The 22,559-nt window shown below is 67.8% G+C and carries 16 protein-coding genes; 2 read left to right on the top strand and 14 right to left on the bottom strand.

The genetic code is table 11. From position 1 onward, the window contains the following. Positions 1–51 precede the first annotated feature (51 nt). Complete coding sequence (locus NJH59_RS08720; protein ID WP_253086656.1) at positions 52–2,049, top strand: U32 family peptidase; 1,998 nt, start codon at positions 52–54, stop codon at positions 2,047–2,049. A 57-nt stretch (positions 2,050–2,106) separates the two neighbouring features. Here NJH59_RS08720 and NJH59_RS08715 read toward each other — a convergent pair whose 3' ends face one another. The 6 genes from NJH59_RS08715 to ccsA form a co-directional block, all read right to left on the bottom strand. Further along, positions 2,107–3,807, bottom strand: coding sequence for an AMP-binding protein (locus NJH59_RS08715; RefSeq protein ID WP_253086655.1), 1,701 nt, complete (start codon positions 3,805–3,807; stop codon positions 2,107–2,109). A gap of 56 nt (positions 3,808–3,863) precedes the next feature. Then, entirely contained in the window at positions 3,864–5,021 is a 1,158-nt protein-coding gene (gene peaD / locus NJH59_RS08710) for a quinohemoprotein amine dehydrogenase subunit beta (RefSeq protein WP_082405698.1), read from the bottom strand. A gap of 31 nt (positions 5,022–5,052) precedes the next feature. After that, positions 5,053–5,376 carry a quinohemoprotein amine dehydrogenase subunit gamma gene (gene qhpC, locus NJH59_RS08705; RefSeq protein WP_054914481.1) on the bottom strand — a complete coding sequence of 108 codons (324 nt, stop codon included), beginning with the start codon at positions 5,374–5,376 and terminating at the stop codon, positions 5,053–5,055. Between the two features lies 1 nt (position 5,377). Beyond that, a complete protein-coding gene (gene peaB / locus NJH59_RS08700; RefSeq protein WP_104572474.1) occupies positions 5,378–6,808 on the bottom strand; it encodes a quinohemoprotein amine dehydrogenase maturation protein in 1,431 nt (476 codons plus the stop codon). A 72-nt stretch (positions 6,809–6,880) separates the two neighbouring features. Next, positions 6,881–8,398 carry a quinohemoprotein amine dehydrogenase subunit alpha gene (peaA, locus tag NJH59_RS08695; protein WP_253086707.1) on the bottom strand — a complete coding sequence of 506 codons (1,518 nt, stop codon included), beginning with the start codon at positions 8,396–8,398 and terminating at the stop codon, positions 6,881–6,883. A 240-nt stretch (positions 8,399–8,638) separates the two neighbouring features. After that, positions 8,639–10,825: a cytochrome c biogenesis protein CcsA gene (gene ccsA, locus NJH59_RS08690; RefSeq protein WP_253086654.1), complete on the bottom strand. Its 2,187-nt coding sequence runs from the start codon at positions 10,823–10,825 to the stop codon at positions 8,639–8,641. Positions 10,826–11,128: 303 nt separating this feature from the next. Between ccsA and NJH59_RS08685 the strand changes: the two genes are divergently transcribed. Further along, the gene (locus NJH59_RS08685; RefSeq protein ID WP_253086653.1) at positions 11,129–12,448 is read left to right on the top strand and encodes an alginate export family protein; all 1,320 of its coding nucleotides are present in this window, start codon (positions 11,129–11,131) and stop codon (positions 12,446–12,448) included. A 4-nt stretch (positions 12,449–12,452) separates the two neighbouring features. On the opposite strand, the gene NJH59_RS08680 is transcribed toward NJH59_RS08685, so the two are convergent. The 8 genes from NJH59_RS08680 to NJH59_RS08645 form a co-directional block, all read right to left on the bottom strand. Continuing rightward, complete coding sequence (locus NJH59_RS08680; RefSeq protein WP_253086652.1) at positions 12,453–13,757, bottom strand: tryptophan 7-halogenase; 1,305 nt, start codon at positions 13,755–13,757, stop codon at positions 12,453–12,455. Then, the gene (locus NJH59_RS08675; RefSeq protein WP_253086651.1) at positions 13,750–14,430 is read right to left on the bottom strand and encodes a peptidase S8 and S53 subtilisin kexin sedolisin; all 681 of its coding nucleotides are present in this window, start codon (positions 14,428–14,430) and stop codon (positions 13,750–13,752) included. The genes NJH59_RS08680 and NJH59_RS08675 overlap by 8 nt, the downstream gene beginning before the upstream one ends. After that, positions 14,420–16,153 carry an ABC transporter ATP-binding protein gene (locus NJH59_RS08670; protein WP_253086706.1) on the bottom strand — a complete coding sequence of 578 codons (1,734 nt, stop codon included), beginning with the start codon at positions 16,151–16,153 and terminating at the stop codon, positions 14,420–14,422. Before NJH59_RS08670 ends, NJH59_RS08675 begins: the two co-directional genes overlap by 11 nt. A gap of 5 nt (positions 16,154–16,158) precedes the next feature. Further along, entirely contained in the window at positions 16,159–18,072 is a 1,914-nt protein-coding gene (locus NJH59_RS08665; protein ID WP_253086650.1) for a sigma-54-dependent Fis family transcriptional regulator, read from the bottom strand. Positions 18,073–18,241: 169 nt separating this feature from the next. Continuing rightward, the gene (locus tag NJH59_RS08660) at positions 18,242–19,279 is read right to left on the bottom strand and encodes an iron chelate uptake ABC transporter family permease subunit (RefSeq protein WP_253086649.1); all 1,038 of its coding nucleotides are present in this window, start codon (positions 19,277–19,279) and stop codon (positions 18,242–18,244) included. Further along, positions 19,276–20,280, bottom strand: coding sequence for an iron ABC transporter permease (locus NJH59_RS08655; RefSeq protein ID WP_088515046.1), 1,005 nt, complete (start codon positions 20,278–20,280; stop codon positions 19,276–19,278). Before NJH59_RS08655 ends, NJH59_RS08660 begins: the two co-directional genes overlap by 4 nt. A gap of 3 nt (positions 20,281–20,283) precedes the next feature. Next, positions 20,284–21,222 carry a Fe2+-enterobactin ABC transporter substrate-binding protein gene (gene fepB, locus NJH59_RS08650; protein WP_116053933.1) on the bottom strand — a complete coding sequence of 313 codons (939 nt, stop codon included), beginning with the start codon at positions 21,220–21,222 and terminating at the stop codon, positions 20,284–20,286. Positions 21,223–21,225: 3 nt separating this feature from the next. Further along, positions 21,226–22,536 (bottom strand): NtaA/DmoA family FMN-dependent monooxygenase, encoded by a 1,311-nt coding sequence (locus tag NJH59_RS08645; protein ID WP_213607423.1) that lies wholly within the window; start codon positions 22,534–22,536, stop codon positions 21,226–21,228. Between the last annotated feature and the right edge of the window lie 23 nt (positions 22,537–22,559).

Genomic DNA, 22,559 nt, shown 5'->3' with positions numbered 1-22,559 from the left:
CGTTGCGCGGCTACAATGCGCGGCTACCGTGACCAGCCAGACTAAAAAGACATGTCCCTACCCAAGCATCACCTGGAATTGCTCAGCCCCGCCCGCGACGTGGCGATTGCCCGCGAGGCGATCCTGCATGGCGCCGATGCGGTGTACCTGGGTGGCCCGAGCTTCGGTGCCCGCCACAATGCCTGCAACGAGGTGAGCGATATCGCCGGGCTGGTGGAGTTTGCTCACCGCTACCACGCGCGGGTGTTCACCACCATCAACACCATCCTGCACGACAACGAGCTGGAGCCGGCGCGCAAGCTGATCCACCAGCTGTACGACGCCGGCGTCGACGCGCTGATCGTGCAGGACCTGGGGGTGATGGAGCTGGACATTCCGCCCATCGAGCTGCACGCCAGCACCCAGACCGACATCCGCACCCTGGCACGGGCCAAATTCCTCGACCAGGCCGGCTTCTCGCAGCTGGTGCTGGCCCGCGAGCTGAACCTGCAGGAAATCCGCGCCATCGCCGACGAAACCGACGCGGCCATCGAGTTCTTCATTCATGGCGCGCTGTGCGTGGCGTTCTCCGGGCAGTGCAACATCTCTCACGCCCAGACCGGACGCAGCGCCAACCGTGGCGACTGTTCCCAGGCCTGTCGCCTGCCCTACACCCTCAAGGACGAAAAAGGCGGCGTGATCGCCTACGAGAAGCACCTGCTGTCGATGAAGGACAACAACCAGAGCGCCAACATCCGCGCCCTGGTAGAGGCTGGCGTGCGTTCGTTCAAGATCGAGGGCCGCTACAAGGACATGGGCTACGTGAAGAACATCACCGCCTACTACCGCCAGCGCCTGGACGAAGTGCTCGAAGACCGCACCGACCTGGCCCGCGCCTCCAGCGGCCATACCGCGCACTTCTTCGTGCCCGACCCGGACAAGACCTTCCACCGCGGCAGCACCGACTACTTCGTGAGCGAGCGCAAGATCGACATCGGCGCGTTCGATTCGCCCACCTTCACCGGCCTGCCGGTGGGTGTGGTGGAAAAGGTCGGCAAGCGCGACCTGCAGGTGGTCACCCATGCACCGCTGTCCAACGGCGACGGCCTCAACGTGCTGGTCAAGCGTGAGGTGGTCGGCTTTCGTGCCAACATCGCCGAGGCCAAGGGCGAGTTCGACGAAGACGGCGAAAAGCGCTACCGCTACCGCGTAGAGCCCAACGAGATGCCCAAGGGCCTGCACCAGCTGCGCCCCAACCATCCGCTGAGCCGCAACCTGGACCACAACTGGCAGCAGGCGCTGCAGAAGACGTCGGCCGAACGCCGTATCGGCCTGGGCTGGGTCGCGCAGTTGCGTGAACACGGCCTTGAGCTGACCGCCACCAGCGAGGAAGGCATCAGCGCCAGTGCCACCCTGCCCGGCCCGTTCGGCCCGGCCAACAAGCCGGAGCAGGCGCTGGAGCAACTGCACGACCTGCTCGGCCAGCTGGGCACCACCCAGTACCACGCCACCGGCATTCGCCTGGATGCGCCGCAGGCGTATTTCATTCCCAACTCCCAGCTCAAGGCGCTGCGCCGCGACGTGATCGAGAGCCTCACCGCCGCCCGCGTTGCCGCGCACCCGCGCGGCAGCCGCAAGGCCGAGACGGTGCCGGCGCCGGTATACCCCGAGTCGCACCTGTCGTTCCTGGCCAACGTGTACAACCAGAAGGCCCGCGACTTCTACCACCGCCACGGGGTCAAGCTGATCGATGCGGCCTACGAGGCCCACGAAGAGCCCGGCGAAGTGCCGGTGATGATCACCAAGCACTGCCTGCGCTTCTCGTTCAACCTGTGCCCCAAACAGGCCAAGGGCGTCACCGGCGTGCGCACCAAGGTTGCACCCATGCAGCTGATTCACGGTGACGAGGTACTGACCCTGAAGTTCGACTGCAAGCCGTGCGAGATGCACGTGATCGGCAAGATGAAGGGGCACATCCTCGACCTGCCGCAACCGGGCAGCGTGAAGCACATCGTGGGCCATATCAGCCCCGAAGACCTGCTCAAGACCGTGCCGCGCGGCACGCATTGAGTGCCGCCCGGGGCGGTCATGCGCCCTGCATGACCGCCCGCACCCGGCGGCGCAGGCCTACCCCCTGGCCGCCAGCCGGCCTTGCCTGGCCAGGGTCAGTTCCTCGATGCTGATCTCGCGCATGCGAAACTTCTGCACCTTGCCGGTGACCGTCATGGGGAACTCGTCCACCAGGCGAAAGTGCCGCGGCACCTTGAAGTGGGCGATCTGCGCCCTGGCCCATTCGCGCAGTTCGTCTTCGCTGGCACTGTGTCCGGGGTGGAACTTGACCCAGGCCACGATCTCCTCGCCATAACGGCTGCACGGAATGCCGATCACCTGTACGTCGGCGATGGCCGGGTGGGTGAAGAAGAACTCCTCCAGCTCCCGCGGGTAGATGTTCTCGCCCCCGCGAATGATCATGTCCTTGCTGCGCCCGACGATGCGCACATAGCCCTGCTCGTCCATCACCGCCAGGTCGCCGGTGTGCATCCAGCCCTCGTGGTCGATGCTCGCGGTGGTGGCCTCGGGGTTTTCCCAGTAGCCGAGCATGACACTGTAGCCACGGGTGCACAGCTCGCCGATCTGCCCGCGGGGTACCGTGAGCCCGTCGCTGTCCACCAGCTTGCTCTCCAGGCACGGCTGGGTACGCCCCACGGAGGTGACGCGCAGCTCCAGCTCGTCCTCGGCAGCGGTCTGCAGCGACACCGGGCTGGTCTCGGTCATGCCATAGGCGATCTGCACCTCGCTCATGTGCATCTCGTCGATCACCCGGCGCATCACCTCGATCGGGCAGGTAGCGCCGGCCATGATCCCGGTGCGCAGGCTCGACAGGTCGAATTCATGCCGCTGCGGGTGGTCCAGTTCGGCGATGAACATGGTCGGCACACCGTAGAGCACGGTGGCACGCTCCTCGGCAACGGCGCGCAGGGTGCTCAGCGGGTCGAAGGCATCCCCGGGGTAGATCATGGTCGAGCCATGGGTCAGGCAGCCCAGGTTGCCCATGACCATGCCGAAGCAGTGGTACAGCGGCACCGGGATCACCAGCCGGTCGTGCTCGGTCAGGCCCAGGCTCTCGCCCACCATGTAGCCGTTGTTGAGGATGTTGTGGTGGCTGAGGGTCGCCCCCTTGGGGAAACCCGTGGTGCCGGAGGTGTACTGGATATTGATCGGGTCGTGCCAGTGCAGGCCGGCCTGGCGCTCGGCCAGGGCCTGCACGGTCACCGCCTCGGCCATCCCTTGCAGGCCCGCCCAGGGCAGAAAGCCTGGGGGTGGTTGCTCGGCCAGGCTCACCACGCCGCGCAGGGCCGGCAGGCGCTGGCAGTTCAGGCTGCCGGGGGCGACGCTGGCCAGCTCCGGCACCAGGCCGAGGAGCATCGCGTGGTAGTCGCTGGTCTTGAACGCGTCGGCGCAGATCACCCAGTTGCAGCCGGACTGCTTGAGCGCGTATTCCAGCTCGCTGCTGCGATAGGCCGGGTTGATGTTGACCAGGATCACGCCGACCTTGGCGCTGGCGAACTGGGTGATGCACCACTGCGCGCAGTTGGGCGCCCAGATGCCCAGGCGATCGCCGCGCTGCAGCCCCAGGGCCAGCAGGCCCCGGGCGTGGCGCTCGACCTCCTCGGCCAGTTGCTGCCAGCTGTAGCGCAGGCCCTGGTGGCGCACCACCAGCGCTTCACGCGCGGCGAACCTGGCCGCGGTGGCGTCGAACGCCGCACCGATGGTCATGGCGAGCAGGTTCTTGTCCTGACGCCCCTGGGTATAGCTCGGTTGATTCATGGTTGCCCCTTGTGATTGTTATGGGCCGGCGCAGGCGGTTGCCCGCCTGCGTTGAGTCAGCGGGTGAATACCTGTGCGGTACCGGTGGCCATGTCGCCGCCTGGCAGCTTGATGTTCGCCACCAGCTCCAGGCTGTCCGGGTCGTACACCGCCACGTCGTTGAAGGTGCCGGTCAGGTACAGCTTGCTGCCGGCCTTGTCGAAGCTGATGCAGTAGTACGAATGCGCCAGGTTCGCGGCCTTGATCAGCTTCTGCTGCTTGATGTCGTACTTGGCCAGGCGGTTGAGCACGCCGAACATCTGGTTGGGGTCCTTGGGCGAGCGCATGCCGGTGAAGTACACCTCGGTGACCGGGGCAAAGTCCTGAACCTGGGTCTTGCCGGTGGTCAGGTCGACGCTGACGTAGCCGTAGACGAAGTCGGCGGTGTCCGCGTCCTGTTTCTCGTCCTTGTACTTGGCGGCGGTGTAGAGCAACGAGAAATCACGTCGGGCGGTCTGGTGGGACCAGATGTAGAGCAGGTCCGGCGGGCTGTACAGCGGGCGCTTCCAGCTGCCGGTGGGCAAGGCCACGCTGTACTGCCCGGTCTTCACGTCCAGCTTGTAGATGTCGCGCCCGGCCATGTACAGGCTGCCGTCGTCTGCGGCCTGCATGATCGAGATCTGCCTCGGTACCTCGAAGGTGCGCAGCGGCTGGGCGTTCAACCCGGCGTCGGTGGCGTACACCTGCAGGCGCGGCGCCTGCACCGCATAGTGGTCGTTGAGAATCTGCGTGGGGTTGGCCACGCTGTACAGTTCCTTGCCGTCCGGGCTGACGGCGAGCGACAGCATCGACTTGGCCTGCTCGCCCGGCTTGAACGCCAGGCGCGCATGGAACACCGTCTTGCAGGTGTCCAGCTCGATGCCGTAGATATCGCCGTAGTGGTTGTTGAGCACGTAGGCGACCTTCTTGTCCGGCGCCACCTGCGCAGCGCCCGGGCCGAAGGCGTCGGGCATCTGGCAGGTCTTGTACAGCGTGTCGCTGGCCACGTCGATCAGGTGCAGGTTGTTGGGGTAGTTGGTGGCCAGCAGGTATTCCTTGCCCGGCTTGAGCGCAGGCCCCGACGCGTTGGCGGGTACGTCGCTGGCGGCGAAGGCCAGGCCGACACCGGCAGCGGTGCAGATGGCAAACAGACCCAAGCTCGTCGCGGCCATGCGGCCGATGAACTGAAGCTTCATAGCGGTATCCTTTTTTATTCTTGTCGTCAGGTCACTTGTCGTTCGGGAACACGGTGGTGAGGTTGCGCCAGCCCTCGTCGGAGCTTTGCGCGTCCTTGTTCCAGTCGGGGAAGGTGCTCATCATGTCCGGCACCTGGGCCGGCCACCAGCACGGGTCGGAGCAGCCATAGAGGTCGGCCTCCATCGGCTGGCACAGCGACGCCACCCCCCCGAACACGTCCACCTCCCAGCCCGGGTCGGTGGTGGCGGTGCACCCGGCCACGCTGCTCATTGCCACCACTTCCTCGAGACGGTCTTCGGCAGCGGCCTGTTCCAGAATCAGTGCCTTGTTGTTCAGCGGCTTCAGATGTTTCATGTCAGTGCGCCTTCCGAGGGGTGATGTAACTGCTGATGAAGGCCGGGTTGGCGGCCATGATGCGGCTGTAGACCTCGATGCCGAAGTCCACCCAGTCGCGCATCAGTTCGCAGTAGTGGTAGGTGGGATGGGTAGGGTCGCCATAGCGGGCGTAGCTTTCGTGGTAGCAGCCGCCGGAACACAGGTTGCGAATGTGGCAGGTGTCGCAGCCGGTACCGCTGCGGTCCAGGCGCTGGGACAGGAAGTCGTTGAGCTCGGCCTGCTTGACCTCGCCGTGCACGTTGCCGAAGGTCGGCAGGCTGGAGCCGGTGAAACGGTGGCACAGGTTGAGCTCGCCCTTGTGGTCGACCGCCAGCATTTTCAGCCCGGCCCCACAGGGCAGCGCCTTCTTGTGGCCTTCGTGGATGTCGGTGATCAGCTGGTGCAGGTTGGAAAAACCGATGTTGCGGTGCTCCAGCGCCGCCTCCAGGTAGCGCCTGCCCAGGGCCTTCATGTTGGCGAACACCTCCACCAGTTCGTCGCCGGTGAGGTTGAAGTCGGACATGTCGCCCGAGGTGACCGGCGCAAAGCCGACCTCGGCAAAGCCCAGCTCGTTGAACAGGTGGTTCCAGATGGTCTCCACGTCGGTGATGCCACGGGTCAGCGTCACCCGCGCGCCCACCGGGCGGCTGCGGTAGCGCGACAGCAGCAGGTCGACCTTGCGCCGCACCACGTCGTAGGTGCCCTGCCCGCCCACCGTGATGCGGTTGCGGTCGTGCACGGTCTTGGGCCCGTCGATGCTCACCGACAGCCCGAAGCGATGGGCATTGAGGTAGTCGACGATCTCTTCGGTGAGCAGCGTGGCGTTGGTGGTCATGATGAATTCCACCTGCTTGCCGGCCTCGGCAAAGCGGCGCTCGCAGTAGTTGACCATGTGCTCGATCAGCGGGCGGTTGGACAACGGCTCGCCGCCGAAGAACACCACGCTGTAGCGCTCTTCGTCGGGCGACTCGCGCAGCAGCATCTCCACCGAGGCCTCGGCGGTGTCGGCGCCCATCTTCTTGCCGGCCGAGGGTTTGTCCAGGTCTTCCTTGTAGCAGTAGGTGCAACTGAGGTTGCAGCCGGTGTTGACGTTCAGCACCACGGTGTTGAGCGCTGTGCGCTCGACCCGGCTGATGCCCAGCTCCGGGGTCAGCGGCGAGCCGTCGTTGACCACTTCCAGCGCGATCAGCTCGCGCAGGGTCTCGTTGACGTCCTGCCCGGCGAAGCGTCCGGCCAGACGCAGCACCAGGTCTTCGCTGGTGCAGCTCTGCACGCGCAGGGCGTCGATGATGCCGCCGGTAACGTCATCGGTGGCGAACAGCGAGCTGCTGGGGATGTGGAACAGCATGCGGTCGTCGTCCACCCGCACTTCGTGCAGGTTGCGTTCGACCAGATTCAATAATGCACCCATGGTGACCTCCGCAAATGTGACGATTCGTCGTGGCAAAGCCGGGCGAGACGCGCTCGCCCACCGCCTTCGCGGTCAGGGCAGCGGCGGGCTGTTCCAGCGCTGCACCGTGACGATCAGATGCCCTTCGCCTTGCAGGCCACCCTCCTCCAGCTGGGCGATCACCTTCAGGTTGCCGACGTTGTTGGCCATCATCCTGCGCTGCGGGTTCGGCCCGGCGCCGGCAGGCAGGAACACCCCGTCGCGCTGCATGGTGCCGGCGAACTTCACGTCCTCGTCGTCCCTGGCCTGCTCGTTGAACGGCTCCACCGTCCATTTGGCCGGCAGGTAGCCGATGCGGTAAGGCTGGCCATCGGCACCCTTGCCCCACGCCTCGGCCTCGAAGCGGCCCTGCACCTTGGGCGTGGTGCCGCCGTTCTCGCCGATGCGCGCCACCGAATACGCCGGCACCACCTTGACCTCGGCGACCTCGGTGTACACCGCAAGGTCCACGCCCCTGAGCGCACCCAGGGCCACGTTGCGCAGCCCCGGCGCGGCATCGGCTGCCGCCTTGACCTTGACCCGCAACAGCTGCGGGGTGCTTTCCAGCACCTTGACCACCTCAACGCCTGCGCCCAGGTCCGGGGTGCCGGACAGGCCGCTGCCCACCAGGGTCAGCTCGGCCTCGTTGCCGGCGCGGATGAACGCCGGCTGTACCGCCAGCAGGCGAGGGCTGTCCTGCCTGGCCGCGCTGAAGTCCAGGCCGCGCTCGTCGTGCTCGGTCTCGAACATGCGCCCTTTCATCTCGCCGTTCAGGGCCGCGAATACCTGATGCATGCGCACATCGCCGATCTTCAGGTTGCCGCGCCATTCGTAGCCGTTGTATACGATGGCCGAGCCGCTGCCATTGAACGGCGTGCCGTCGGCATACTGACCCTTGACCTCGATGTTGAAGGTGTCGCCGCTGTCGTGGGTCACGCTCATCACGCCGCGCACATCGCCCCTGGTCATCATGTGGCCGCTGAAGCTCCACTGCCCCGGCAGTGCGTCGGCGCCCGGCTTGCTCTTCTGCCAGTCGCTCCAGGCCTGACTCTCAAGCGGGTAGTCCTTGGCCAGCTGGGGCGCCACTTCGTTGCGCGCCAGCCCCAGCCAGTCGCGGTCGCGGGACATCATCTGGTATTCCAGCGACGGCCAGCGCCCCAGGTGGAACTCCACCAGGCGTTCCCATTCCTGCAGCGGCCGACGCTGCAGCGCCACCCGCGCGCCGGAGTGACAGCGGGCACACATCTGGTTGAGGGGTTCGTCGAACTTCTCCACGGTGTTCAGGCGCCGCTCCATCGCGTAGCGCATGCCATCGGTCTCGCTGGGTGCCAGCCCCTGCCTGTCGGCCAGGTACTTGACCACCGAGCGACGGTCTTCATCGCTGATCTTCACGCCGTACATCAACTGCATGCGCGCAATGCTCATCAGCCAGCCTTCGGGGGTCTTGCGCTGGTGGCTGATGCGGCTCAGGGCGTCGTTGCCCTCGGGGGTATGGCAGGCCATGCACTTGGCATTGAGAATCGCCTTGCCATCTTCGGCCACGGCGGGGGGCAGAACAGCACAGGCCAGCATGGCCAGGGTGCCGGCACTCAGGTAATGCCGGAGTCGTGTTGTCTTCAAGGTCAGGCCTCCACGGTATTGTTTTTATAAATCGTCCGCGCCCGGCGAGGGGCTGTACTGCACATCTGACTCACACCAAGCAGAGTGCATGCCAACAAAATCAATTCCTTGTTTAACAAATAGTTACTGGATACTCCTGATAAACAACATTGATTCAAGCGCTGCCCGGGCGTGCAATTTCGCGATGACTGTCTAACTCTGAGACAGCTGAGACCACTGCCTGGCCGGGTGAGCCTGGCCCGGCAGCACCAGCATACCCAGCACCATCGCCAGCAACCCCAGCCACACCAGCGACACGAACGGATAGCGCCGTACCACGATCACCCCCTGGATCGCGTCGCCACCGTCCAGCGTGCCGGCGGCCGTCATCAGGCGTGGCGAGGCCGGTACCCATACCTGCAGGTCCTGGGCCCAGCCGCGCACGATGAAGGGGTGCAGCACATAGCCCGGGTCGCCCACATGGCGTGCATAACGGTAGTCGAGGATTTCGCACAGCTGTCGCACCGGGCCCTGATAGGCCGGCGGCAATGCGCGCCGGTCCTGGAATAGCGCGTGCCCGGCGATGACCTGGTCGTCGCTGCGCAACTGCACCTGCGCCACCGCCTGGTAGCCCGAGAAGTTCTGCTGGCTGCTTACCGGTAGCACGCGCACCTGCAACTGATCGGCCACCCGGTGCCACGCCTGCGGTGATGAAGCCGGGGCAATATTGATGGGCATGTAGGTATTGAGTGCCGTGGCCAGCAGGCCACCGGCCAGCGCCACCATCGCCCCACCGTGAATCAGCGCCAACGGCGCCGTATGACGCAGGGTGCCGAGCCGGCGGCTGCGCCACAGTACCCGCATGCCCCAGGCCAGGCACGCCAGCAGCAGGAACATTCCGGCCAGCAGGGCCGCGTCCAGCCACGGCAGCACCTGCACGATGCGCTGGGACAGCACCCCTTCGCCGGTGTAGCGCGAGGTCAGCCAGGCACCGCGCCAGGCCGTCAGCGCTACCCACAGCGCCATGCCCAGGGTAATCAGGCCGGCATAGCGCGCCGGCAGGCTGCGCCGCAGGAACACCCACCCGCCGAGCAGCCCGAGCAAGCCGATGACGGGCATCAGCCACTTGCCCAGGGCATGGCCGTCCACGTCCCAGTGATCGAAGGCCCGGCGCAGACCGGCCAGCTCCTCGGCACTGGCCCACACGGCCAGGGTCTCGAAGAACGGCTTGAGCTCCGAGGCCTTCTCCAGCGCCAGCCACTGACCGACATGAGCGCCGAGCAGTTGGCCCACCGCCAGCAACGCGGCCACGGCGAACAGCCACATCGACAGGTCCAGCCCCCAGTCCGAAGCCGACCGGCGCACTGGGCGGGCCTTCGCCGCCGGCCGCCTGAACGCTCGCCAGGCAAACCACAGCATCAGGCCGAGGATGCCCCCCGCCAGCGCCAGGTGCCCCAGCCATGAAGTGGTACCGATATAGCGGTGTGAACTGGCCAGCACCTCGCTGCGCGTCACCGACATGGCGATGCAGGCCAGCGCGGCAGTCAGCAGGCTGAACAGCGGCAGCGCGCGCCAGTGGCGGCCCTGCGGCCGCCAGCGCCGTGCCCCGTGCAGTACCGCGCCGAGCATCGCCCACACCGCGAAGGCGGCTGTCTGCACCGGGTCCCAGTGCCATAGCTGGCCGAAGGTGAAGTCTTCGAGCGCCCACACCATGCCCATGCCGATGCCGGCGGTCAGTACCAGCCAGGCGCGCCTGCCGTAGGTACATGCCAGCGCACCGTAGGCGTCGCCGGTACGTGCCAGTGCATCCAGCGCAGCACCGGCCGGGGCGATGGCCCAGGCATAGGCGGCGATAATCAGCGGCGCGTGAAACGCCATCCAGATCGTCTGCAGGTGTGCGTTCATGCCCTGGCTCGCCTGGGCCGCCAGCCAGTCGGCCGGCGTTGCCGTGAACGGCCCCAACCCGGCGGCAGTGAGGGTGTACCAGGCCGCCACCAGCGCATTGGCGCGCCCGGCCCAGCCCGGCAGCGCAGCATTGCGCACGCCGATGCCCATGCACAGGGTAGCCAGCAGCAGCACGGTGCCTTCATCGCCGCCCCACAGGTTGGCGACCTTGAGGTAGGCCGGCAGCGTGGCGCTGCTGTACAGCCAGATGTAGCGCAGCTGGAAATGGTCGGCCAGCAGGTGCATCACCAGGCTCAGGCACGCCGCACACAGCCCCACCAGCGCCAGCCGCCAGAGTATCTGGCGCAGCCGGGCGCGCACGGCGCCCAGTACCACCAGCCCGGCAATCAGCACCAGCAGCAGGTTGCCCACCTGGGGCAGCCACCACAGCAGCGCGCAGCACAGCAGCAGCCCCAGGGCCGGTGGCCAGCACGTATCCCATCGCAGATCGCTCACGACGCCCACTCCTTCTTGTTGTTGTGCAAGCGGCCATACAAGTACTGCGCCAGGCCAGGTTTCACCTGCCAGAACAGCAGCTTGGCCGGTTTCAAGGCATCCTGGGAGTGCGTGCGTGTGTGCCGTTCTGAGACAGTCGATGGGCGGCTGAGACAGTACGGCCCGCCTCGATCTCGCCGGGCTGGGAGACAAATCGCCGACATTTCATCGGGTTGCACGCGTCGTGCAGGCATGGCGCAGTAGTTGCTTGGGCCGGTGCAGCTCGCTGCACACCTTCGATAACAACAAGAAAGGAGCACACCGATGATTCGAGCCGCCCGCACGCCCTTGGCGCTGACGCTTGCCCTCATGGCCTGCAGCGCCCAGGCCCACGAGCTGTACAACAACGAGGGCCGCGTGCTGAACGCCGACCTCGAGGCCCTGTTCGGCGTATTTCACAGTGACGAAAGCTACGCGGTGGGCGGCAGCCGTCAGCCCGGCAGCAGTGCCTGGCGCGAGGGCTATATCAAGTATGGGCTGAGTGCGAGCCAGGCACTGGGCGCTGCGGGCACGGCCTACGGCGCGTTCAATCTGGTCAGCTCCGGTACCTGGGGCGACGGCGACGCCGCCGGCCTGACCCTGGGCAGCGAACGGCGCACCGGCGTCGAGGATGCCTACCTGGGCTGGCGCTCCGGCGACCTGTTCCCGGCGCTGGGCAAGGACGGCGTGGATGTTTCCGCCGGCCGCCAGACGCTGACCCTGGGCGACGGCTTTCTGATCCAGGGTGATCCGGTCAACCTTGGCAAGGTCGACCTGGGCGCGAACTTCAACCGCGGAGGCGCCTATTACCTGGCCGCGCGCAAGGCCTTCGACCGCACGGCCGTACTGCGCCTGGGCGGCAGCGAGGGCCTGCGCGGCGACCTGATGTGGCTGAAGTCGGACAACCATTACCAGGCCGATACCGAGCTTGCCATCGCCAACCTCGAACAGGTGGGCGAAGCCGGCACCCTGGGCATTTCATGGATTCGCGGCCTGGATGTCGACCGGCGCTATGCGTCGATCCTGGGCCTGCAGGAGCGCGATGGCATGGATACTGTCAGCCTGCGCGGGCGCGGCAGCCTGGGGGTCAAGGACCTGGAGGTGGCCGCCGAATACGTGACCCAGGACAAGCGCAGCGGGCGCGAGAACGCCTGGTACCTGGAAGGCGCCTGGACCTTCTCCGAGGTGCCCTGGAGCCCGACCGCCACCTACCGCTACAGCCGCTTCTCGAATGCCTTCGACCCGCTGTTCTACGGGGCCAGCCGCGGCTACGGCACCTGGTTCCAGGGCGAGGTCGCGGCCAACTATGCCGGCCCGTTCAACAGCAACAGCCAGGTGCATCACGTGGGCCTCAAGGCCACGCCACGGGAGAACCTGACCCTTGGCGCGCTGTACTTCGACTTCGATACCCTGGACAAGGCGCGTGGCAACCTGGGTGGCCGCGAGCTGGACCTGTACGTGGAGTGGATGGTCAACGAGCACCTGCTGATCAGCCCGCTGCTGGGTTTCTACAAGCCTGATCGCAGTGCCGACAACGGCGGCCTGCAGCTGGGCAGCAGCGACACCAGCACCTACCTGCAACTGCTGGTGGGCACCTTTTTCTGAGGTGTCACACTGGATACCCCTGCGCGGCCAGCCAGCCGCGCAGCCTGGCCTGTTCCGGCGCCGGCCTGCCGTGCAGCAGCCACTGCAATGGCTGACCGGTCTGAACCCCGCGTACCAACGGGGCCAGCGGCACGCCGTCGAGGTGCCAGATACCCAGCGGCTGGTCGGGCCCCACCACCACCTCGGCCTGTTCGATGAAGCCGTGGCTCACCACCGGGCGCTGCTGCACCTGCCATTGGCGGAAGTCCCCGGGCAGGTGCAGTGGTTGCGCATCAGGCCACACCTGGCGCGGGCCCCAGAACGCTTGCCCGGCCTTGTCTGCCTCCTGGGCATAGAAATCCCGGCCGATGCGGGCGAAGCGCAGGAACAGCTGCTCGATACGTTCCTGATGAAAGCGCAGGGCCAGCGCCTGCTGCCCGGGGCGGCGCAGCAGGGTGTTGATCACTGCGGGCGCCTGCAGGGCCGAGGACAGCGACTGGAAGATGCCGTTGCCCGACAGCGGGTCCACCGCCATGGCGGCGTCGCCGATGCGCAGCCAGTTGTGCCCCGCGCATGCGCCTGCCAGGATCGCCGTGCTGCTGCGCGCATGCACCGGCACCGCCTGCCCGGCCGCCGCGCCGAATACCTCGGCCACCAGTGCCGATTCGCCCCGACGCCGGGCACAGTACTCAGGCAGGTGCGCCTTGCCCGGCAGACCGCCGGCGCTGCTGTCCAGGCTGATCTGCCAATAGCAGCGGCCATCGGCCAGGCGCGCCATCCAGGCCCAGCCGTCGGCCAGGCTCTGCACCGCCGACACCGGCTCGGCCGGCGCGCCCTGCCACACACTGAGCAGGCTGACGCTTTCGGGGCCGCGCAGGCGGCTCGCCGTCAACGGGGCCTGGCGCCCGCGTGCCTCCACCAGAAAATCGGCATGCAGCACCCGGCCATCGCTAAGCTGCACCTGGTGCGCGTGCGCCGTGCTGTGCAGCTTGCTCACCCGTGCTTCGATCAAGCCCACGCCGGCCCGGCGCAGGTCATCGCGCAGGGCGGCATCGAAACGGCGGCGGTCCAGCAGGCATTCCTGGTTCAGCCATTGCTGCTGGCCGTTCCAGTGCACTTGGCGGCGCGCGGGCATGGCTGCCTGTTCCAGTGCGCTGCCAAGGCCGGCATGGCGCAGGCCGTCGAGCACCCGTTGGGACACACCCTCCACCGCCTCGAAACGGCGCCAGTCACACACCATCTCGACCGGGTAGCCCAGGCGCTGCAACCCCATGGCGCACGCCGCGCCCGCGGGCCCGGCGCCCAGTATCAGGATGCGCGGCTCAGCCATGCACGCCGCCACGGCGTTCTGCACCAATGAAGGCGGCCTGTTGGCGCAGATAGGCCAGTACCTGTTCGCGACCCGCGTTCGGCTGCGCCGTCAACAGTGCGCGCACCTGGCCGCACAGCGCCGCACTGGCCAGGCTCGCCCCCGCCACGCCGCTGGCCGGATCGACCGCAGCGCCGAAATCGGCCTGGGGCGTGTCGAGCCACGACCATTGGCCCGGCGCGCAGCGGGCATCGCCGGTTACCCGAATCACCCCCGGATAAAGCGCCGGGTACACCGGCGCACCGCGCGCCGGGCTCGATGCGCACAGCAGCACCCCGGCCTCGACGGCCACGGCGCAGGCCGCACGCAGTACATTGCGGTCCTGCTGCAGGCCCAGGCTCAGGTTGACCAGCATCGCGCCCTGCTCCACCAGCCACAGCAGCGCCGCCGCCACCTGCAATGCCGAGGTCTGCCAGTGGCGGTCGAACACCTGCGCCACCAGCACCTCGCCGGCGCCGCCCTGGGCCAGCAGGCAGTCGAGTACCCGGCTGCCATGCCCCAGGACATCGGCCTGCACCTGCCCCTCGCGCAACTCGCCGTGCTCCAGCCAGAAACGCCGGCCATCGGCGATAGGCCCGGCCTGATGCGCCGAGCACCCGCTGTCGATCACCCCGACACGCAGGCTAGTGCCCATGCCGCACGGGCTGCGGCTGTACACAGCGCAGTTGCCCGTCCTCGAGGTGCAGGTGAAGGTCCGCGCCGTCCAGGGTGGACGGCCGGTGGCTGATCAGGATGCGCGTGCGCCCGGCGAACAGCTGGTCGATGGCCGCGATCACCTCGCGCTCGGTGGCCTCGTCGACCGCCGAGGTGGCTTCGTCGAGCACCAGGATCGATGGCTGCTGCAACAGGGCGCGGGCAATCGCGATGCGTTGCTTCTGCCCACCGGACAACTGCTGCCCACGTTCACCCAGCGGCCCGTCCAGGCCCAGGGGCAGGCTGTGCACTAGGCTGTCCAGGCGCGCCAGGCCCACCACCTGTTCCAGTTCTGCACGGCTCGCGTCGGGCCGGCAGTAGGCCAGGTTCTGCGCCAGGGTGCCGCGAAACAGCACGATGTCCTGGCTGACCACCGCAATGCGCCGGCGCAGTGCCAGCAGATCGAGGTCGCGCAGGTCCTGGCCGTCGAGCAGGATGCGCCCCTGGTCCGGGTCGTAGAAGCGTTGCAGCAGGTCGATCAGGGTCGACTTGCCAACCCCCGAAGCGCCGCTGATGGCAACCTTGAGCCCGGCGCCGATGCACACCCGGGCATCCTGCAGCACCGCGCCACGACGCTGCTCATGGGCAAAGCACACTCCTTCAAGGCGCAGCTCGCCGCCGCCGTCACGCATCGGCTGCGGCGCGGCCGGCTGGGTCACGCTGACCGGCTCCTGCTGCAACTCCATCACCCGGCCCAGGCTCACGGCCATGCGCTGAACTGCCACGTACAGGCCCAACAGGCTCTGCACCGGCCCCACCGCCATGCCCAGATAAGTGGAAAAGGCAATCAGCGCGCCCAGTTGCCAGGCGCCCTGGATCACCCAGTAGCCGCCCACCAGAAACGCCGCGGCGCGGCACAGCGAGGTCAGGGTGCCCGGCACCGCCTGGGTCAGGAACTCGGTCACCTGCACCTTGAGCAGTTGCCCCATGTAGCCCTGGCCCAGTCGCCCCAGGCGCCCGGCTTCGCGCTGCTGCTGGCCCGCAGCCTGGATGAACTTCATCGCCGGCAGGGTCTCGACCAGAAACGACGAGACATCGGCCGAGCGTTCGCGCAGCTGGCGCACCTCGCGCTCCACCTTGCGCCGCATCCAGCGCAGCCACAGCACCTCGATGGGAATCAGCACCGCCAGCAGCAGGGTCAGCTGCCACGACAGCATCAGCATCAGGCTCACCGCGCCCACCAGGCCGATCAGGCTGGAAACCGCCGAAAACAGCGAATCCACCGCAAAACGCTGGATTTCCGCGACGTCGCCATCGAGCCGCGAAAGGATGTCGCCCAGCCGCTTGCGCCCGTAGAAGCTGGGCGACAGCTGCTGCAGGTGGCCATACAGGTCGTCGCGCAGGGCGAACAGGATGCGCCCCGACAGGCGCGTGTGCAGGTAGCGGTTGACCCCCGACAGCACGGTGCTCGCCAGCCCCACGCCAACCATGATCGCCGCCATGTGCCACAGCACCTCGAAGTCCTTGGCCAGCAGGCCCTCGTCGATCAGGGTCTTGACCAGCCAGGGCTGGGCCAGCACCAGCAGCGAGGCGCCCAGCGACAACCCCAGCAGCACGCCGATCGCCCGCCCGTGGGGCCGCACGAAGCCGTACAGCCAGGCCAGCGCCCGGCGCATCAGCTGCGGGTCGTCGGTATTGACCAGGCGCAGCAGCACTCGGCCCAGGCGGTTCAACTGCGCAGCTGCTTGATCTTGCGGTACAGCGTGGCGCGGCTGATGCCCAGGGCATCGGCTGCCGCGGTGATGTTGCCGTGATGACGCGCCAGGGCGCCACGGATCAGCTCCTCCTCGTTTTCGCGGATGCTGCCCGGCTGCTGGGTGCTGCCCCTGAGGTCTTCAAGCAGGCAGTCGGTCAGGTGTTCCAGGCCCAGCAGTGGCTCGCCCGGCTCGCGCATGGCCACAGCCGAGCGCAGCACCATCTCCAGCTGGCGGATGTTGCCGGGCCAGTCATAGTTGTTCAGCAACGCGGCCAGCTCCTTGCTCAGGCGCACGCCGTGGGCGCCGAACTTGTGCAGCAGGCTGTCGATCAGGGTGCCCAGGTCGTCGCGCTCGCGCAGTGCCGGCAGGCGCAGGCTCACGCCGTTGATGCGGTAGTAGAGGTCTTCGCGAAACTGCTGCTCGAGCACGTGGCGCTTGAGGTCGCGGTGGGTGGCGCAGATCACCGCCACGTCGATGTCCTGCTCTTCGCCGGCGCCCAGCGGCGCCACCCGGCGCTCCTGCAATACCCGCAGCAGGCGTGCCTGCAGGGCCAGCGGCATGTCACCCACCTCGTCGAGAAACAGGGTGCCGCCGTGGGCCTGCATCAGGCGCCCGACCATGCCGCCACGGCGCGAGCCGGTGAAGGCCCCTTCGCGGTAGCCGAACAGTTCGGACTCGATCAGCCCCTCGGGTATGGCCGCACAGTTGACCGCCACGAACGGCTTGCCGGCACGCAGGCTGGCCTGGTGCAGGGCGCGCGCTACCACTTCCTTGCCGGTGCCGGTTTCGCCCAGCAGCAGCACCGGCAGTTCGTTCTTCAGGCCCTGCAGGGCCATGCGCAAGGTGCGCGCAAGGCTGCTGTCGCGCCCGGCCAGGGCCTCGAGGTCGACGCTCTTCTGCGCGGCCACCGGGGCAGCGGGTGCAGGTGTCGCGGCAATCACGGGCTGGCGCGGCAGGTGCTGGGAGCGGAAGTAGAACTCGCCCTTGGCGGTCTGCACGCTGCTGATGCCGCCCTGCCATACCCGGCTGATGAAGGCGCTGGAGCGTTCGCCGATCAGGTCGCTGCAGCTGCGCCCCACCAGGGCGGCGCGCGATACCTGCAGCAAGGCGCAGGCCTGGTCGTTGGCCGCCAGCACCTCGCCGTCCAGGCTCAGGGCAAGCAGGCCGTGCCAGGCGCTGCCCAGGTACTGTGGGCGGTTGTGGAAGGCCACCACCAGTTGCTCGGGGTAGCACAGGCCGAACATGCGGCTTTCGATGTTGCCGGCCGCCAGCAGCAGGGTCGAGAGGTTGTCCTGGGGCTGGGCCATGACGCCTTCGCGGGTCAGGTCGAGCACCCCGATGATCTCGCCGCGCGGGTCGCGCAGCGGTACCGAGGTGCAGGAGAACGGGCTCAGGCGGTCCAGGTAGTGTTCGCCGCAGTTGATCAGCGTGGGGCGCCCTTCCACCACGGCGGTGCCGATGGCATTGGTGCCGCGCACCGACTCGCTCCAGCAACTGCCCGGGTGCAGGTCGCGCAACCCGGTCTGGCGCAGTGGCTCGGTGTTGCCCTCGATGGCCAGCACGTTGGCCTGGGCGTCGCCGAGGATGATGATGCCGCCCTTGCCCTGGCGCGACACCAGGTACTCCAGCTCCGGCGTGGCGGCGTCGATCAGCAGCCGGTTGCTTTCCAGCAGGCGCTTGAGTTCACCGCGCTGCGGGGCGGCCAGCTCGTGCCGCTCGCCTTCGAGGCAACTCAGGCCATGGCCGAGGCTGCGCCGCCACGAGGCATCGATCTCGTCGCGCAACATGCCCAGCGGCAACTCCCCGTCATGGACCAGTTTCATGCGTGCCTGGCGTGACTCCTGCAAAGGGTCAGCGGCGTTTTTTATTAGAATGGTGCGTGCCATCGCTTACTCCAGCGCCCGTCGAACGTTGTGCACTTAAGGCAATGTAACTCAAGGGAGTGTGCTTGAGATTTGCAGGGCCGTCACCCGCAGGCGCCGACAACCTGATCGGCAGAGTGGCACAAGGTTACGTTTACGTAAAGGTGATGAATCGCGACGTGTCGTCCTCCTTTCAGGCGCGCCGATTGCGCGCCAGCAGCCACAGCAGGTACACCCCGCCCAGCAGGCCGGTGGTCAGGCCGATGGGCAGGTTGAGGTTGGCCACAAAACGCTGGCTGAGCAGGTCGGCGGCCAACAGCAGTACCGCCCCCATCAGCGCTGCGCTCACCAGCGGCACCTGCGCCGAGGTGGTCAGGCGCCGTGCCAGCTGCGGCGCGGCCAGGGCGATGAAACTGATCGGGCCGGCCGCCGCGGTGGCGATCGCGGTCAGGCCCACCGCCGCCATCACCATCAGCAAGCGGGTACGCTCCACCGCCACACCCAACTGGGCGGCGCTGTCGTCACCCAGTTCGAGGATGTTCAGGCGCCGTGCGTGGTACACCGCCACCGGCACCACCAGCAGCAGGCCCAGCGCCGCCGGCAGCACATGCGACCAGGTGCGGGTGTTGAGCGAGCCGGCCAGCCAGATCTGCGCCGACATGGCCTGGTCGAGGTTGCCCATCACCAGCAGCACGGTGTTGAGCCCCGAGAGCATCGCGCCCACCCCGATGCCCACCAGCACCAGGCGATAGCCGCCGGTGGTGCGGCCCTTCATCGACAGCACGAATACCAGCGCAGCGGTGCCCACGCCGGCGATCACCGCCGCCAGCGACGCCCCCAGCGGGCCGGCATCGAACAGGATGATCTGCACGATCGCCCCGCTCGCCGCCCCGGTGGTAAAGCCGATAATGTCGGGCGAACCCAGCGCGTTGCGCGAGATGGACTGGAAGATCGAGCCGGCCATGCCCAATGCAGCGCCCACGCACAACGCGGTGAGCACCCGCGGCAGGCGCACGCGCAGCACGATGCGCTCGGTGGTCGGGCTCGGCCCTGCCCCCAGCAGGCTGGCCAGCACCTGGCCCGGCGTCAACGGCAAGGTGCCGATGCCCAGCAGCAGCACCCCCAGCCCCAGGGCCAGCAGCACCAGCACGGCACACACCAGCAACCCCCGTGGCTGCCAGCGAAACGACAGGGCGGCCAGGCGGACGACCCGTGTAGCGGTAGTGTTCATAGCTTGCTCAACCGGAATGTGCGCACCAGCGCGATAAAGAACGGCCCGCCGATCAGCAGCGCGACGATACCCGCCGCCACTTCCGCCGGCGCCGCCACGACCCGGCCCAGCACATCGGCCCCCAACAGCAGCACGCCGGCAAACAGTGCCGAGTACGGCAGGATCCAGCGGTAGTCCGGGCCCACCAGCAGGCGCGCCAGGTGCGGCGCCACCAGCCCCACAAAGCCGATCGGCCCGGCAGCGGCGGTGGCAGCGCCGGCCAGCAGCATCACTGCCAGGCAGGCCAGCAGCCAGGTGAGGCGCACGTTCACCCCCAGCGCCAGGCCCAGGTCCTTGCCCAGGGCCATGGCATTGAGGCTGCCGGCCAGCGCCAGCACCGTGACAGCGCCCGGCACCACGGCCATCGCCAGCACCCCCACCGCCTCGAAGCCGCTCTTTTCCAGCGACCCCGATGCCCAGTGGCGAAACTGGTCGAACACCTGCGCCGGCGCATTGAGGATGATGATGCCGGTGACCGAGGCCAGCATCACCGACAGACCGGCGCCGGCCAGCACCAGGCGCACCGGGTTGGTGCCGGTCTCCTGGGCACGGCCCAGCATGAACACGGCCACCCCGGCCAGCCCGGCGCCGACGAAGGCGCACCACACGTAGCCGCTCATGCTGCTCAGACCCAGCACGGCCACACCGACGATCACCCCTACCCCGGCCCCGGCGTTGATGCCCAGCAGGCCCGGTTCGGCCAGCGGATTGCGGGTGACCGCCTGCATGATCGCACCGGCCAGGCCCAGCGCCAGCCCGGCCAGTATCGCCACCAGCGTGCGCGGCACCCGCAGTTCGCGCACGATCAGGTGCTGGTCATCGAGCCGGTCGTAGGCCGACAGCGCCTCGAACACCTGGGCCACGCCGATGCTGCGCGACCCCACCACCAGGCTCGCCAGCACCGCCACGACCAGCAACAGCAGCCCCAGCAGCAGGCCCTGAAAACGTCTTGATCGCACCATGGCTCAGCGGTACGCCCGCGCCACGGCGTCGATCATCTCGCGCCCGGAGTAGTAGTCGATGCGAAACGAACTGGGCCCCAGTGCATACACCCGCTTGTGCACCACTGCCGGCAGGTTGGCCAGCACCGGGTCGGCGAGAAACGCCTGCACGTCGGCGTCGCTGCCGCCCAGCAGGAACACCGTGTCGCCGGTGATGGCCGCCGAGAGGTTTTCACGGGAGATGAAGTCCACGTCGGAGCTGCGCTTGACCTGCCCTTGCAACCCTTGCGGCAAGCCGGCCACCGCGAACCCGAGAGCTGCCAGCAGCTGCGCATGGGGGCTGTCCAGGCGCGCTACCGAATAGCTGCCACCCAGGTTGTAACCCACCACGCTGACCGCGCCGGCAGGTGGCGTGATGCGCGCTGCAACCTGCGCGGCGTAGGCGTCGAAGCGCTCGATGGCCGCCTCGGCCTGCGCCTGCAGGCCGCTGGCCTGCCCCAGTTGGCGCGCCAGCTCCTGCCAGCTGTGGTTGGCGTAGTTGACCACCACCGTGTCGATACCCTGGGCCTGCAGCTCGGCCTGGTGGGGCAGCACACTGTCGGCCCCGGTAGCCGACACCACCAGCAGGTCGGGTGCCTGCCCGACCACCGCTTCGAGGTCGAACACCAGGTTCTTGTACAGCACCTGCACGCCGCGCTGGTCGGCCACTTCGGCCCACTGGGTGAAGAAGCCCTTGGCATCGGAGATGCGGCTGGGCGTGGTCGCGGCACTGGCCACCAGCGGCGCGTCCATGGCCAGCAGGATGCCGGTCACGCTCGGCGAGGTGGACACGATGCGCTTGGGCGAGGCCTGCGCCGACGCCGTCGGCGCCTCGTCCGCAAGCTCGGCGGGCTGCCGGGCCAGCCACAGGGCGGCGCTGGCCACAGCGACGATGGCCAGCACGGCCACCACAGTCTTTTTCATCGTCTAGCCCTGCTCGTCAAGGTGGTGGGCGAAGGTCGAGCCGCTGTAGCCCTCGCGGAAAAGGCCGGCCTGCACCAGGCGTGGCATCAACTGGTCGAGAAACAGGTTCAGCGACTCGACCGAGCCACCGGGCGCGGCTATGAAGCCGTCGATGGCGCCACTGGCAGCCCAGTCCGCGATCTGCTCGAAGGCATCGTCGACGGTGCCGACAACCTGCCAGTGCGCCGCCGAAATCACCTCGGGGCGCAGCAGCAGTTGGTCGATGCTCAGCGACTCGCGCTCGATCAGCCGGCGCAGCAGGCTGCTGTGGGTACGACTGGAGGCGTCCGGCGCAACCACCGGCAGGTCGGCGCGGGTCACCGGGCGGTCGAGGGGCCAGTCGGCCAGGTCCAGCCCGGTCATTTCCTTGATCGAGGCCAGCTTGCGCGCGCGGTTCATGCGCCCGTGGGTCTGCATGAACACCGCCCGGGCCTGCTCGCGGGTGTCGGCCAGGTACAGGCTCAGGCCCGGCAGCAGGCGGATCGCCTGCGCCGAGCGGCCATGGCGTTCGGCGCGCCGGCCCAGGTCACGGCGCAGTTCAAGCGCCGCTTCCTTGTCGGGCGTGGGTGCGAACACCAGGTCGGCCACCGAGGCGGCGAAATCCCGCCCCGACTCCGAGGCACCGGCCTGGATCAGCGGAATGCGCGTGCCGGGGAAGGCTGGCAGGTTCAGCGGGCCCTTGACCTTGAGGTAGGTGCCCTCATGGTTGACCGGGCGCACCTGGGTGGTGTCGGCATAGCAGCCATTGGCACGGTCGATGGTCAGCGCCTCGAACGGGAAGCTGCCCCACAGCTGGTGCACCAGCTCGGTGAACTCGGCCGCCCGCGCATAGCGCTCGTCGGCGTCGGGCATCTGCTCAAGGCCGAAGTTCTCGTGCCCCTGCAAGGCGGTGACGATGTTCCAGCCCACGCGCCCGTTGCTGATCCAGTTCAGCGATTGCAGCTGGCGCGCCACCACATACGGCGGATAGAAGGTGGTCGACACCGTCGACACCAGGCCGATGTGCGAGGTCTGCTGGGCCACGGCGGCCAGCAGGATGGTGGGGTCGAGGCTGGTGAAGCCAGGGCCGCTTTCGAGCATTTCCACCGGCAGGCAACTGACGTCGGGGCGGAACACGAAGTCCAGGTGCGCGGCTTCGGCGCGCTGCGCCAGATCGATGGCGAAGGCACTGGTGAACAGGCCCTCGACGTTGCTGTCGGCGCGCCGCCAGGCGTCGCCGCTGAGCCAGGTGGGGGCCAGTGAAAGGCCGATATGGAGTCGCTTGGGCGAGGTCATCAAAGCTCCGGGTGCAAGTGATC

It is taken from the genome of Pseudomonas sp. VE 267-6A (assembly GCF_024126555.1).
Lineage (GTDB): Bacteria > Pseudomonadota > Gammaproteobacteria > Pseudomonadales > Pseudomonadaceae > Aquipseudomonas > Aquipseudomonas palmensis.
The sequence above is the reverse complement of the archived record's forward strand: the minus strand, read 5'-3'. Positions and strand labels throughout refer to the sequence as shown.